The following is a 14279-nucleotide window of genomic DNA, read 5'->3' as shown; positions in this document are numbered from 1 at the left end:
AGTCCTCGATAGTCCAGCACTCATAAACGGTTAGCGCTATGATTCGCCGTGACTATCCTTGAAAATGCATATCGCCAGCCGATTTCAACAGCCGATTCATGTAAGCAGCACTTAATTCAGTTTTTGAAAAAGCTTGTGCTAAGACCAGCGTGACATCGGGATGTAAATCAAACCACCGTAACCCGGCAAATAAAGCGTGGGCAGCGCTTTGAACATCCTTCCCAAGTGAATAGCTTGGTATCGTCGGATACTGAGCCAAAATTGCATCAGTTGCCAACAGGCCAAACACTTGACCAGTTTGTTTAGCCCAAGTGACCGCTGCCGAAAATTGGGCTGGATCATCAACAACAACTACTTGCGCAGCTGGTGCATAATGCTTGTATTTCATTCCTGGAGCCTTAGGTGCTTCGTTTTGGCCAACATGATGTGCTGCCGTATCAACGTGTCCGATTAACGGTTCAAGTTCATCGGGTCCAATGGCTCCCGGCCGCAAAATAGCTGGTGGCGTGACCGTGAGATCAATGATTGCTGATTCAACACCGACTTGAGTTGGCCCGTCATCGAGTACACCGGCAATTTTGCCGTCAAGATCATGCAACACATGGTCAGCAGTTGTTGGACTCGGCTTGCCCGAAGTATTGGCTGATGGACCGACAATGGGTACGCCGGCTGTCGCAATCAATTTGCGTGTTAACGCGTTATCGGGATTTCGGAAGGCAGCTGTCTGCAAGCCACCAGTCACCTTCATGGACAGCCGACCTGGCAAAATATTCAGAATAATTGTCAGTGGCCCCGGCCAAAAAGCCTGCATCAGCTTTGCTGCAAGCGGGGTAATCGTGGCATATTGTCCGACCATATCGGCGTCGGCAACCGTTACGATTAAGGGATTATCAGACGGTCGCCCTTTAGCAGCATAAACTTTTCCAACGGCCGTCACATTGGTCGCATCCGCCCCGAGACCATAAACAGTCTCGGTGGGAAAGGCCACCAACTCACCACGCTTCAGCGCAGCCGCAGCTTCCGGAATATCAGATTCGTGATAACGTTTTGACAAGATGTTGCCTCCAAATCATGTTCTTTTTAAAATAGCTCAAACTCAGTAGAAAAATTGTAGCAGATCGGTTCAAGGGTCACACCATGTGTTTTAACCTTCAGAATTGCAGCTTGGCCATACGAGGATGATCTGCCATATCGCGTCGAAAAGTCACCTGCGCCTGTGGCAGTTGCTTAGCAAAAAGTTCGCGCAATGCCGGCTCTTGGCGATAACCGAATTCTAAGTATGCCGCCCCGCCAGCTGTTAAGTGCTGAGGCAACGCTGCAACAAACTGCTCAAAAACGGCGAGGCCATGATGCCCTGCAAATAATGCTAACTTAGGTTCATAACGCAGCGTGCTTTGATCCATCACAGGCGTCTCTTCTGGGGCGATATAAGGCAAATTTGTCACAACAAAGTCATACCGTGCTGGTAGGGCTGCAAACAAGTCACTCACCGTAAACTGAACTGCCACCTGCTGTTCCTTAGCATTTTGCTTAGCGACCGCAAGTGCTTCTGGTGAAACATCGCTCAAGGTCATCGTTGTTTGCGGCAACTTGCGGGCTAAGGTTAAGCCAATCGCCCCGCTGCCAGTACCAAGATCCAAGCCAGTTTGTGCTGTCCGTTGCTCTTCAGCGACCCAAGCCACAAGCTCCTCAGTTTCAAATCGCGGAATTAAAACTGCTGGTGTGACCTTAAACAACTCACCAAAAAAAGGGGCTACCCCGACAATGTATTGGGCCGGCTCAAACTGACGCAAGCGTTCGACATCCTGTTGAAATTGCTGCCAACGTGTTTCAGGCATCAGATCTTGACGATGCAAAATCAATTGACTTGGAGTGAAGTCCGCGCGTGTCATCAAGACATACCGCGCACCGTCAGGATCAATCCCGTCCTTGGTCAACAACAAAGACGCCCACTTGAGCGCCTCGGCATACGTTTTAGACATTGAGCGATTCCATCTTTTGTGCCTGATCGTGAACGATCAACGCATCGATAATTTCGTCCAGTTCGCCATTCATGATACGATCCAACTTGTTGAGTGTTAACCCAATTCGATGATCAGTAACCCGGTTTTGCGGGTAGTTGTAAGTTCTGATTCGTTCCGACCGATCACCAGTCCCAATCGCATTCTTCCGATTCTGATCATATTTTTCCTGATTCTGGGTTTCATAATAATCGTAAACACGCGAACGCAGAATCTGCATTGCGCGGGCCCGGTTTTCCTGCTGACTACGTTCATCTTGCATTGAGACCACAATGCCACTCGGAATATGGGTCATCCGCACGGCCGAACTGGTTTTATTGACGTGCTGACCACCGGCGCCTGATGACCGATAAACATCTGTCCGAATATCTTTTGGATCAATTTTTAGATCAACTTCATCGTACTCTGGCATCACACCAACCGTTGCAGTGCTGGTATGCACGCGGCCAGCACTTTCAGTCACTGGAACGCGCTGCACACGATGCGCCCCATTTTCATACTTAAGCTTGGAGTAGACGTTGTCCCCAGTAATCATGACCACAACCTCTTTGTACCCGCCGACTTCAGTAGGAGTTGCGTCAATGATCTCGGTCTTCCAGCCTTGGCGCTCAGCGTAATGCATATACATATTCAACAAATCGCCAGCAAAAAGACTGGCTTCGTCGCCACCTGCTGCACCACGAATTTCCATAATGATATTTTTATCGTCGTTAGGATCCTTGGGCAGCATCAGTACCTTGATTTGATCTTCAAGGTCAGCCTTTTGCTTCTGCAAGTCTTCGAGGTCTTCTTTGGCCAAAGCTTCCATGTCGTCGTCTTTGCTTTCCCGCAGAACTTCTTCACTTTCTTTAATATCTGAAAGCACTTGCTTATATTTCTTGTAAGCGGCGACAACATCCCGCATGCCGCCTTCTTCTTTGGACAAGGCAAGATAACGCTTTGTATCGCTAATCACTTCAGGGTCTGACATCAGCTCCTGAAGTTCTTCATAACGGTCCAGCAGACCATCCAACTGTTCAAAAATCTTATCCATGTTTCCTCCTAAAAATGCATTTACCGGCGTCACAATCGACACGCCTAGTCGCTAAACGCGCCAGTGCGGGCACTTATCGTCAAGCGCCATTTAAAATTTAATCGGCGGGGTCAATCTGCTTCAATGGCGGATGAAAATAATGATGTCGGCAAACTGGATAATACGACTCATTCCCACCAATCAGTACTTGTTTGCCTTCGTAAACTGGCTGGCCATCATGAATCCGTAAATTCATGATCGCTTTTTTGGCACAAAACCAGCAGATCGTTTTCATTTCTTCAATTTTGTCCGCATAGAGTAATAAATATTTTGAACCTTCAAACAGCTCATTGCGGAAATCATTTTTCAAACCGAACGCCATGACTGGAATATGTAATTCATCAACCACACGTGCTGCTTCAAAAATGTGATGTTTCTGCAGGAACTGCGCCTCATCGATCAACACACAGGCTGCCTTAGGATCAGTTGCCTTGATGATGTCGTAAAGGTTAGTTTCGTGTGTAATCGGAATTGCCGTGCGTTCTAAGCCGATTCGACTGGCAATCATACCGACGCCGGCACGATCATCCACGGCACTTGTCATCAAAATGACGCGTTTATTTTGTTCTTCATAGTTATGCGCAACCTTCAGGATTTCAATACTTTTCCCGGAGTTCATCGCACCGTAACGAAAGAAAAGCTGGGCCATATGCCGCCTCCATCTCAAATATCACAGCTCACAGTATAACGGATTTTTTGTGCAAAGAACACCACGCCCGCCGGTTTGCTTGCAACTTATGCTAAAATAGTCCCATTAAGTTGAGAGGAAGAACGCCGTGGCATTTTCTGCAAAAGCTAGCCTGGCAACTGCCATTGGTCGCAGCAGTTACTGGTTCTTACACACATTTCTAAAAGGCGGGTCGAGCCTACCAGGCCAGATCGCCAACCGAATTGATCCCCAAGTCTTGCGGACGCTCGGTCAAAACTACGATGTTATTGTGGTGACTGGAACAAATGGCAAGACGTTGACCACCAGCCTGATTGTTAAGGTGCTTAAAAAGAAATATAAAGAAGTCTTAACGAACCCCACTGGCTCCAACATGTTGCAAGGTATCACAACAGCTTTTTTGGCCCAGCCGAAGCGCGGTCATGGCCGCGGTATCGCTGTGCTCGAAGTCGATGAGGCCAATGTTGCACCAGTTGCCGCTCAGTTAAAACCCAAGGCCTTTGTTCTCACCAATATTTTCCGCGACCAGATGGACCGTTATGGGGAATTTTATACCACCTATCAGAAAATTTTAGACGGTGTGACACGCGATCCTGAAGCGATGGTCATTGCTAATGGCGACGCTCCGATTTTCAGCTCCCGAAAGCTGCCTAATCCAGTCACCTACTATGGCTTTGAACTCACGGCAAATGGCGATCATAAAGCCCCGCCGAATACGGACGGTGTCTTATGTCCGGTATGTCAGCACATTCTGCACTACCATGCACAAACTTACGCCAATTTGGGCAATTATTTTTGTCCGCATTGCGGCTTCAAACGCCCCGCTTTAACCCATCAAATCACCGAGGTCACCCAAATGACCCCACAAAGCAGCGACTTCATGATTGATGATCAACCATGCCACATCGACATCGGTGGCATGTATAACATCTACAACGCGCTCGCCGCCTTTGCTGTTGGCCGGGCGTTCGGTGTTACCCCGACTGAAATCAGCCAAGCTTTTGCTTATGACGAAAAGGTCTTCGGTCGTCAAGAAGTCATTCAACTTGGCAAGAAAAAATTAACCTTGATTTTGGTTAAAAACCCAGTCGGCCTCAACCAGGTCCTCAGCATGATCGAAACCGCCAAGCAGCCGTTTGGTTTTGCAATGCTGCTTAATGCCAATTATGCAGATGGCATTGATACTAGTTGGATTTGGGACGGCAATTTTGAAGAACTCGTTGCCAGTCAAAAGGCCGCCAGCTATTTGGTCGGCGGCGAACGCTACAAGGACATCGGTTTACGCCTTACAGTCGCAGGTGTGCCCGAAAAAGCGCTTGTCAGCAAGCCAGCTCTTGATGATGTCATCAGCACCTTAAAACGCTCCCCGCAAGATCAACTTTACGTTCTGGCCACCTATACAGCAATGTTGCAACTACGCAAGAAATTAAGCGATGGCGGGTACATCAAAGCAGGCTTTTAGGCCGCGTATGCTTTCTACGACAGTGTGGGAAGGAATGCTAGGCAAAGAATCCTTTGCCGTGCTAAACGCCGCAATCTCCGGCCAGATGGGGTGGCGACGCGTAGCTAGAGCAGTGACGGCGCTTCGAGCCCAAAAACCGGTTTCGAAGTCGCCTAACTAGATCAGTCGCTGTGTTGTTTGCACAGCTGGGCCCCATCTGGCCGGAGATTGCTCCGCCTTAGCACTGGGATCTTTAAATTCAACAGCAGATTGTCTATAACAAAATGAAAGACGAACGGTTTTCCGTACTCCAAATACTACGGACAATCGCTCGTCTTTTTTTGCAACTATAAATCATGTCCCAAAACTTTATCAGTTATACAGCAGGCATTGTTTTGAAATCACTTAAAAATCGGGCTATCAAAGCATCCCGCTTTGCCAAAAAAGCCGGATTTGGTTGGGGGTGAACCCGATTGGTCAAGACAACCAATGCCAATTGATCATCAGGTTGAATCAGCCAAAAAGTGCCCGTATAGCCAGTATGATAAAGCCATAGTCGGCCTTGACCATCGCGCCGCAAGTCCCATCCGAGACTGCGGCCTAAGTGATGCTTTGTCCAATCCTGTGTGAGATCAGCCGCATGCGCGGGCCAGCTTGCTGATTGGCGGTTGCCAAAAAAGTATTCGGTGAAAGTTACTAGATCGGCCAACGAAGCAAATAAGCCAGCTGCACCGCTATGCTTACCAAGAATGGCGCTCTTGGGATCATGGACAACGCCTTGCCGCAACCCGACTGCCGGACTATACGTTGTTGGAACGCATTGTTGTGAATCAGGTTGAAAAGTAGCTTGCGGTAAGGCTAGTGGCTGTATCACTTGCCGCGTGATGAGTGTTTGAATTGGCTGATGATATACCTGTTCCAAAGCCCAGCCAACCAGCAACAAATTCACGTCGCGATAAACCACTTGACGATCCACTTCTTCGGTAACAGTCAGTTGCGTCATCAACGCCTGTTTCAGCGCCGGGGCTGGCAAGGCATTACGGTGCGGAATATAGCCTTCCAGTCCTGAAGTATGCGTGAGTGCCTGTCGAAAAGTGGTTGTGTGTGGGAAATCTTGCAAGAATCGGTGTAGCGGCATATCCGGCGAAACCAAGCCTTGGTCCCATGCTTGCAAGAACACCGTGGTAGTTCCTATCACCTTCGTCAAAGATGCCACGTCGTACAGCATATGCGGCTGCAAAGGCGCAGGTTGCGGGAACCACTGTGCTTCGCCACTGACCGCCGTCTGCACCGTTTTACCCGTCAATAATGCCACACTAAAACCCGGCATTACCCGGGCTTTTGTCCATGTCTTCAGTTCATCCGTCACTGTTTGAAAATCCATGCTGGCCTTCTCTCTGATGTACTGACCATTATCACGAATCACGCCACCCGAAACCACAGCGTTAGGCGATTAGGACCAGCAATCATCAAAAATTGATTGTCTTTATTATAATCGTAATCCGTTAAACCTGCCGCATCAAGGTTCATCAAAATGTTTTCCATAGCGTGCTGATCTGGCAAGATAAAACTCACATAATCCAAACCATACATATCCGGCGTCGGCAACGCCAACTTAGCATCCAGTCTTAAGTTAATGCCAATGTGGTGCCGATAATCCCCTGCCGCTAAAAAAACCTCATTTGGATCATGGCTAGTCTTTTCGCGAAAACCCAATCCCTGTTCAAGATAATGACTTGTCGCTGGTAAATCGGACACCCGAAATTGGACATAACCAATCGTCGTACCAGATGGCAATCGATCATATTCCCGAGCGGCATGTTTGCCAATGGTTGCCGGGTCAATCGACTGAAGCGTTTCGTCTTCCCAGTTATATTGTCGTTCTTCTTGATACTGTTCAATCGCGCGATCAATGGTGAAAGCGACCCCGTTGCCTTCGGGATCATGGGCAATGAAGCCTTCCCGGTAACCTGTCTGAAAGGCGGTCATTACAGTTTGATCCTTAGCCACAATGCGATAAGCCGAACCTAAGGCACCTGGATTCGGTAACAAAATGGCAAAATGATCCAAGCCAGTCACCGGCTGTTGTGCCTGCAGCCCTGTAATTTGATGCAACACCACTAAAACCTGTTGATTAAGCCGGGTACCTAAATAAATCGTTGACCCATTTTGCCGTAGCAGATCTAACCGCGCAACCTGCTGATACCATTGACTCACCAACGTCAAATTCGCCACTTTAAGCGCGACAAAATCCACTCGCGTCTCTTCTGGCAATATGATTCCTGTCATTTTAATCTGCTCCTTCTTGAACACGCAAACAGCGTTCATCTCCCGCTGTTTACATAACTGAGAACAGCATAATGATTCGGTTCAATTTTTGCCAACAAAACGCTTGATTTGGTGATTCAATTCGCAAGTCAACTCAAAAAGTGCTGGCCATCGCGAAAGTCGGCTTCTTCAACAAAACTAAGTTGCGAAATTCACAAATGTTTTTTAGAGTTAAGTGTGACGTCATGTAAAAACATGACATAGAAAGGCGCAAGTATTTGATGAAAATTTTGGGGATATACGGTGGTCAAGATGCTAATGGCCTCACCGCCAGCTTAGTCAAAGAAGTCCTGGCCGGCGTTGCAGCGCCCGCCACAACTGAGTTTGTCGATTTGAATCAATATCAAATTCATCCTGACAAACCTGAGACCACAAATCCAACGCTGGATAAACTCGCAGCCAAATTAAAAGCTGCTGATGTTTGGGTATTAGGTACACCAACCTATTTTGGCACTGTCGCTGGTCAATTTAAGCAACTGCTAGACTGTATGCGCCATCGCATGACGCGAATGACTCATAAAGGTGACACCTTGCCTGGGCAATTTAAGGACAAGCATTATGTCAGTGTCACCAGTTGTTTTGCCACCGGCTTGGACAATACGTTCACGCACCAAACCGATGCGACCTTGGTTGCGATTGACAAAGCCATGACAGCAGCAGGTGTCCATAAAATAACAGAACTGGTTTTACCGCATACTTGGGGGATGACCTCACTGCCACTGGCAAAGGTCAATCAAGCCCACCAACTCGGCGAAAAATTAGGCACATTTAAGAAAAAGGATGATGAAACCGTGAAACGATACTTCTTATTATTCGGCATGATTGCTGTGATGGCGCTGGCGACGATGGGCATTCAGTTACTTTTACCTGGCATCGCCACCAACTTCTGGTGGCGCTATGTCAGCTTCGTGGTAATCTTCTTTGTTCTGTTAGCCTGCCTACTGCACTACGCGACCTTCATGCGCCACAAGCGGCGCTGAAAAGTTAAGATGTTTCAACGTTCACCATTGCCAAACAAAAGACGACTGATTTTCAATTGCGGAAAATCAGTCGTCTTTGTTTTTCATAGATAGTCAGGAAAAATTTAAAAATCCTAGTGCCAAGGCGGAGCAATCGTAGGCCAGATGGGGCTCAGCCGTGGAAACAACACAGCGACGGTCCTTGGAGCTGATGTTGTTAGGCGACTTTGAGATCGCGCTGCTTTTTGCGAGCTCAAAGCGCCGTCACTGCTCTAGCTACGCGTCGCCACCCCATCTGGCCGGAGATTGCGGCGTTTGGCACGGCAAGGAACTTTTAGCCTAGCACCCGCCTACGATTATTCGGAATTTAACGAATCACAAGTCCTACAAGGAAATTATGGCTCACGCTCGTCCCTACAAATCAGCCCTAAATAGCAACATTGCCGCTAAATTGACTGTTATACAGATCAGCGTAGAAGCCGTTTTTGGCCATGAGTTCATCATGGTTGCCGGTTTCAACAATCGAACCATGATCCATCACGATGATGTTGTCAGCGTCGCGAATCGTGGAAAGTCGATGTGCAACAACAAAACTGGTGCGATTCGTCAACAGTCGGTTCATGGCATGCTGAATATGAATTTCAGTTCGGGTATCAACTGAACTGGTTGCTTCATCAAGAATCAGAATCTCAGGATCGGCGACAAACGCACGCGCAATCGTCAGCAATTGCCGTTGCCCTTGAGAAATATTTGAAGCCTCTTCATTCAGAATCGTGTTATAGCCATCTGGCAACTGCCGGACAAAGTTATCAACATGCGCCGCCTTGGCAGCCGCAAGCACTTCATCGTCTGTCGCATCTTCTCGACCATACTTCAAATTATCCCAAATGGTACCGGTAAACAGCCACGTATCCTGAAGCACCATAGCAAAATGCGAGCGAACTGCCTCTCGCTTCATATCACGCGTGTCTGTCCCGTTCAAGCGAATCGAACCGCCACTGATGTCGTAGAAACGTTCCAGCAAGTTGATGATTGTGGTTTTGCCGGCCCCAGTTGGTCCAACAATGGCCACCATTTGCCCTGGTTTCACTTGCAAATTGTAATCCTTCAACAGCAGCATATCCGGTGTATACCCAAATTGTACGTGATCCATCACTAATTTGTTCGGATCATTTGCGACTGCTGGCACACCAGACGGCTCGTCTTGCATGTCCTGTTCGTCCAGAACAGCAAAGATTCGTTCGGCACTGGCAATCGTTGACTGAATCGTGTTAGCCAAGTTGGCCAATTGTGAAATCGGCTGAGAGAACTGTTGCATGTATTGCAGGAAAGCTTGCACATTCCCCAGTGTAATGGCACCGTTGGCAACTTCGATACCACCCATGATTGCTACAAAAACATAACCGATGTTGTTCAGGAAGATCATGAGCGGCATGATAATCCCAGAAACAAACTGGGCTTTCCAAGCCGCATTATAAAAGGCTTGGTTCTGACCTTCAAAATCGCGGACTTCATCGTCTTCACGGTTGAAACTCTTGATGATGACTTGGCCGCCATAAGTCTCTTCAACTTGGTTATTCAGCAACCCTAAGGCTTTCTGCTGAGCAGCGAAGAACCTTTGTGACTTAGGCGCAACGATCCCGACCACAATCAGGCCAAGCGGAATCGTCACCAAAGCAATCAGCGTGAGTTTCCAAGAGATCGTCAACATCATCCAGATCGTCCCGACAAACATCACAGCACTTGTCACCATTTGTGTCAGACTTTGCTGCAAAGTTGAGGCGATATTGTCCATATCATTAATCGCCCGCGACATGATATCACCGTTGCTGTGCGTGTCGTAATACTTAATCGGCACAGTTTTCATCTTGTACTTCAAATCTTTTCGCAGTTGATAAACCGTGTTCTGCGAAATTCGGGTCATAATGAACTGCTGCAGGAAACTGAACAGTGCACTGCCCAAATACAAAACTAGGACGATTAAGATAATCTGTTTGATCTTGTCAAAATCAACTGGATAAGTGCCAACTGACATGCCAGCTTTTTGTTCAGCTTGCCCCTTCATGACGCCTTTAAAAATTTCAGTTGTGGCTTCCCCTAAAATTTTCGGCGTGCGAATCTGAAAGACGGTTGAGGCAATCGCCAAAACCAGTACGGCAATGATCCCAATCAGCCGATTGCGCATGTAACCAAACAAACGCGCCGTCGTGCCCCAGAAATTCTTCGGCTTTTCAACGAGACCGGCACGGCCGCCTGGACCCATCCGAGGGCCGGACGGCTGCTTCGTGGTTTCAGACTTTTTTTGATCTGCCATTATTGCTCGTCTCCTTCCCGAATCTGTGACTTGATAATCTCCTGATAAGTCGTGTTGGTGGCCTTCAACTCAGCATGTGTCCCCTTGCCGACCATCTTACCTTCATCCAACACGACAATCGTGTCCGCATCGGCGACGGTTGATACTCGCTGACCAACAATGACAACGACTTTTGTCTGGATTTTAGCATCGGCCTTTAAAGCGGCCCGCAAATTAGCATCGGTTTTAAAGTCTAGCGCAGAGAATGAATCATCAAAAACATAAACAGATGCATCCTTGACCAAAGCACGCGCAATGGCTAACCGTTGACGTTGCCCGCCAGAGAAATTACCGCCGCCTTGTTCAACTTGATAGTCCAGGCCTTCTGGATTGGCCGCGATGAAATCTTTAGCTTGGGCAATTTCAAGGGCATGCCAGATTTGATCATCGGTTGCCTCATCATTCCCATATTTCATGTTATCGCGCACCGTTCCGGTGAAAAGATTGGCTTTCTGCGGTACGAAAGCCACAGCTTCATGCAGCTTCTTCAAATCAACGGCTTTCACGTCCTCGCCGTCAACTCGAACATGCCCTTTTTCCGCATCGTAAAACCGAGGAATCAGATTGACCATCGTCGTTTTCCCACTCCCGGTTCCGCCAATAATCGCCAGCGTCTCACCACCAGTGACCTGCACATCAATATCACTCAAGGCTGGCTCTTCCGCATGGTGATAACGGAATTGGACGTGATCAAACTGCAGTGCAGGATGAGTAGTGTCTAACGACTTTGGTGAGGTTGGCGTCGTAATCCGACTATGTTGATCCAAAACTTCATTCAAACGAACCGCAGAAGCCTGCGCCCGCGGAATGAACACAAAGATCATAGAAAGCATCATGAAACTCATTAAAATCTGCATTGCATACGTCATGAACGCAATCAGATTCCCAGTTTCAAGTGCTTGTTGCGCGATCAAATGGCCGCCCCACCAAGTAATGCCAATGTTCGTGCCACTCATAATCAACGTCATCACTGGGAAAACCGCAGCGATGATTGAAAAGACCTTCACGGCATTGTGCGTGTAATCTTGGTTAACCGTTTCAAACCGATTTTGTTCAAAATCATCTTGACGGAAGGCACGAATGACCCGAACGCCAGTCAACCCTTCCCGGAAAACTAAGTTAATGTTATCGGTCTTCTTCTGCATAGCCTTAAACAACGGCACAGCAAAATACATAATAATCAATAGGAAAAAGGCTAATAATGGCAGACTAATCAAGAAAACCATGGTCAGGGTATGACTCTTTTGATAAGCCAAAAAGCTTGCCCCGATGAGCATGATTGGTGCCATGATCATCATTCGCAAGATCATCATCCAAACATTTTGAATTTGGGTGACGTCGTTCGTTGTCCGGGTGATCAAAGAGCTTGTGCCGACCTTGTCCATCTCATCATGAGAATAGTTAATGACCTTGCGATAGACGTCGGAACGTAATTTTTGTCCCAGTTTTTGCGATGTCTGCGACGCAAGAAAAACATTTCCCACGCTCGCAAGAATACTGAGCAAGGCAAACAGGATCATTTTCATCCCGGTTGCCCAAATGTAATCAATATCGCCTTTGGCAACCCCGTTGTTAACAATATCGGCTGTCAAGTTTGGTAAGTACAGGTTGCTCATCACCTGAACGATCATGAACAGGACGGCGCCGATGACGGCCCAGCCAGACATGCGTTTTTTTGCAAGCTTAAGCATAATTTCCTCCTAACACGTGCATTAGATCGCAATTGCGGTCGACCGTCTTGCACAATTTAATGACGTTCCCCTTCACTGGCAACGCCGTACTGCAACCAGTCCAGAATTTGATTGGTGCGTTGCTTCAACTCAGCAACGGTCACCTCTTTACCTTTAGTCTGGCGTGAATAAAAATAGCCGATTGTCTGCATGAACATCCCGACAATCTGACGAATGAGCAAACTGACATCATCGTCGCTTTTGATTCGTAACTGACGACGATCAATATTTGCCAGCAAATACTGATGAATCTCATGATGCCCACGGGGCCGCTCAGCTAAAGGTGATCCGGCCATTTTTGAGGCACTGTGGAAATCCATATGCAAAAAGACATTGCGATAAAGTGCTGCATGCGGACCTTGAACCAGCGCATCAATCGTCAGCCCAAAAAATTCTGACATAGCGGCAAAAAGATCCCCGTGATGTTTGGCCATCACCTGTTGCAAAGCAGCAACTGCGCGATGCCGCACTTGTTCCAATAAATAAAAATAAAGATCGGCTTTGTCATCAAAATATTGATAATAACTACCGCGCGGAATCCCTGCATCCTTTATAATATGACTAATACTAGCATCATTAAATGGTGCGCGGGCAAACTCTTTATTAGCGGCATCCATTAGACGTTTTTGCTTTGCTTCCGGTAACCGAAAAAACGTTGGTTTCGGCATGACGGCCTCCTTTCACGGATATGACAATTTGTCATGTGACAAGCTGTCATTATAGTCGCGGTTGTTTTAAAATGCAATCAAAAAACGACAAATTCAGTCGAAGGTCTGAGGTTGTCGTTTTAACAAAATTCTTATTATTGGAACATGACTGGTTGCTGTTAAATAACCATTCAGTCCAAGAAATCACTTTGGCGACTGATCCGAGGCAGCATCGGGTGCCGTTGATGTTGCTGAGCCGCGAAGTGCCAAAATGTCGCGTTCACGAGTTAAATTAACGCCGCGCACCTGCCACTGCTTCTCTGTGATGTCAACCCGCGTCACACTGGTATTCTTCAACAGCATAAACGGCAAGTCCTCTGGCGCCAGCTGATAAATCAACGCACTCAGTAACATACCATGTGAAACAACTAGAATGTCACTGTTATCCGGGCTTTGGGCGATCACTTGGGTAAAAGCCTGGTGGGCACGAGCAATCAAATCTGGTAAGTCCTCTGCCTGATGGGTCGGATCTGCTTCTCGAATTGACCGCACGAGTCCAGCAAAACGCTCCGACCCGCGCCAAGCCCGAAAAGCGGCAGCCACCCCAAATTGACGAATCGTGCGGGTGATGACGGCGTTACCAGAATCACCTTCTAAGCCGCCAAAATAATATTCCCGTAAGGCGGACAATTGAATCAATGGCGGTTGCGGCTGATGACCAGCAATAATCCGATGAGCGGTTTCAATTGTCCTGCCGCGATCACTGGTAAAGACTTTTGCAAAAGGCACTGGCCGTAGCAACTCGCCTAATCGGTCGGCAGCGGCGCGTCCCTTAGCCGTCAACGCCGCATCTGTGATGCCTTGCAATTGTCGTGCCGCATTCATAGGCGTTTCGCCATGTCTAACCAAATATAGCCTTATCGTCATGTCTATCACTCCTTCAGTCCGTGCACCTATGCCATCTCATCATCATTGTCGCATCCGTGACTGTCCAGTGCGCATTCTCGCTTAACGCACACACTTCTCCTTTCCATGGTATCATGAAACCCGTAAGCATTTCT

Annotated in this window: 12 protein-coding genes; 2 read left to right on the top strand and 10 right to left on the bottom strand. The window is 47.8% G+C overall.

Translation table 11 applies throughout. From position 1 onward, the window contains the following. Nucleotides 1–52: 52 nt before the first annotated feature. From ACWPAB_RS06480 to ACWPAB_RS06465, 4 genes are all read right to left on the bottom strand, one after another. Complete coding sequence (locus tag ACWPAB_RS06480; protein ID WP_003569959.1) at nucleotides 53–1054, bottom strand: L-threonylcarbamoyladenylate synthase; 1002 nt, start codon at nucleotides 1052–1054, stop codon at nucleotides 53–55. Nucleotides 1055–1151: 97 nt separating this feature from the next. Then, nucleotides 1152–1982 carry a peptide chain release factor N(5)-glutamine methyltransferase gene (prmC, locus tag ACWPAB_RS06475; protein WP_003569956.1) on the bottom strand — a complete coding sequence of 277 codons (831 nt, stop codon included), beginning with the start codon at nucleotides 1980–1982 and terminating at the stop codon, nucleotides 1152–1154. Next, nucleotides 1975–3054 (bottom strand): peptide chain release factor 1, encoded by a 1080-nt coding sequence (gene prfA / locus ACWPAB_RS06470; RefSeq protein ID WP_003564946.1) that lies wholly within the window; start codon nucleotides 3052–3054, stop codon nucleotides 1975–1977. Before prfA ends, prmC begins: the two co-directional genes overlap by 8 nt. Before the next feature lie 97 nt (nucleotides 3055–3151). Beyond that, nucleotides 3152–3742: a thymidine kinase gene (locus tag ACWPAB_RS06465; protein ID WP_003569954.1), complete on the bottom strand. Its 591-nt coding sequence runs from the start codon at nucleotides 3740–3742 to the stop codon at nucleotides 3152–3154. Nucleotides 3743–3869: 127 nt separating this feature from the next. On the opposite strand from ACWPAB_RS06465, the gene ACWPAB_RS06460 reads away from it, so the two are divergent. Then, the gene (locus ACWPAB_RS06460; protein WP_003578754.1) at nucleotides 3870–5222 is read left to right on the top strand and encodes a Mur ligase family protein; all 1353 of its coding nucleotides are present in this window, start codon (nucleotides 3870–3872) and stop codon (nucleotides 5220–5222) included. A gap of 355 nt (nucleotides 5223–5577) precedes the next feature. Here ACWPAB_RS06460 and ACWPAB_RS06455 read toward each other — a convergent pair whose 3' ends face one another. Beyond that, nucleotides 5578–6585, bottom strand: a complete 1008-nt coding sequence (locus ACWPAB_RS06455) for a serine hydrolase domain-containing protein (RefSeq protein ID WP_003569949.1) — start codon at nucleotides 6583–6585, stop codon at nucleotides 5578–5580. 38 nt (nucleotides 6586–6623) lie between these two features. Next, the gene (locus ACWPAB_RS06450; RefSeq protein ID WP_003569947.1) at nucleotides 6624–7490 is read right to left on the bottom strand and encodes a VOC family protein; all 867 of its coding nucleotides are present in this window, start codon (nucleotides 7488–7490) and stop codon (nucleotides 6624–6626) included. A gap of 260 nt (nucleotides 7491–7750) precedes the next feature. Here ACWPAB_RS06450 and ACWPAB_RS06445 point away from each other — a divergent pair, with 260 nt between their 5' ends. Further along, entirely contained in the window at nucleotides 7751–8509 is a 759-nt protein-coding gene (locus ACWPAB_RS06445) for a flavodoxin family protein (protein WP_003569944.1), read from the top strand. Nucleotides 8510–8915: 406 nt separating this feature from the next. Here the strand turns inward: ACWPAB_RS06445 and ACWPAB_RS06440 are convergent, their stop codons facing one another. From ACWPAB_RS06440 to ACWPAB_RS06425, 4 genes are all read right to left on the bottom strand, one after another. Continuing rightward, complete coding sequence (locus tag ACWPAB_RS06440) at nucleotides 8916–10802, bottom strand: ABC transporter ATP-binding protein (RefSeq protein ID WP_003564926.1); 1887 nt, start codon at nucleotides 10800–10802, stop codon at nucleotides 8916–8918. After that, nucleotides 10802–12532, bottom strand: a complete 1731-nt coding sequence (locus ACWPAB_RS06435) for an ABC transporter ATP-binding protein (protein WP_003569941.1) — start codon at nucleotides 12530–12532, stop codon at nucleotides 10802–10804. Before ACWPAB_RS06435 ends, ACWPAB_RS06440 begins: the two co-directional genes overlap by 1 nt. 56 nt (nucleotides 12533–12588) lie before the next feature. Further along, nucleotides 12589–13239, bottom strand: a complete 651-nt coding sequence (locus ACWPAB_RS06430; protein WP_003569939.1) for a TetR family transcriptional regulator — start codon at nucleotides 13237–13239, stop codon at nucleotides 12589–12591. A 183-nt stretch (nucleotides 13240–13422) separates the two neighbouring features. After that, nucleotides 13423–14145 carry a histidine phosphatase family protein gene (locus tag ACWPAB_RS06425; protein ID WP_003564921.1) on the bottom strand — a complete coding sequence of 241 codons (723 nt, stop codon included), beginning with the start codon at nucleotides 14143–14145 and terminating at the stop codon, nucleotides 13423–13425. Between the last annotated feature and the right edge of the window lie 134 nt (nucleotides 14146–14279).

This window comes from Lacticaseibacillus sp. 30 (assembly GCF_053819265.1).
Note: the sequence above shows the minus strand (reverse complement) of the source record. Positions and strands in the feature narration are given on the sequence as shown.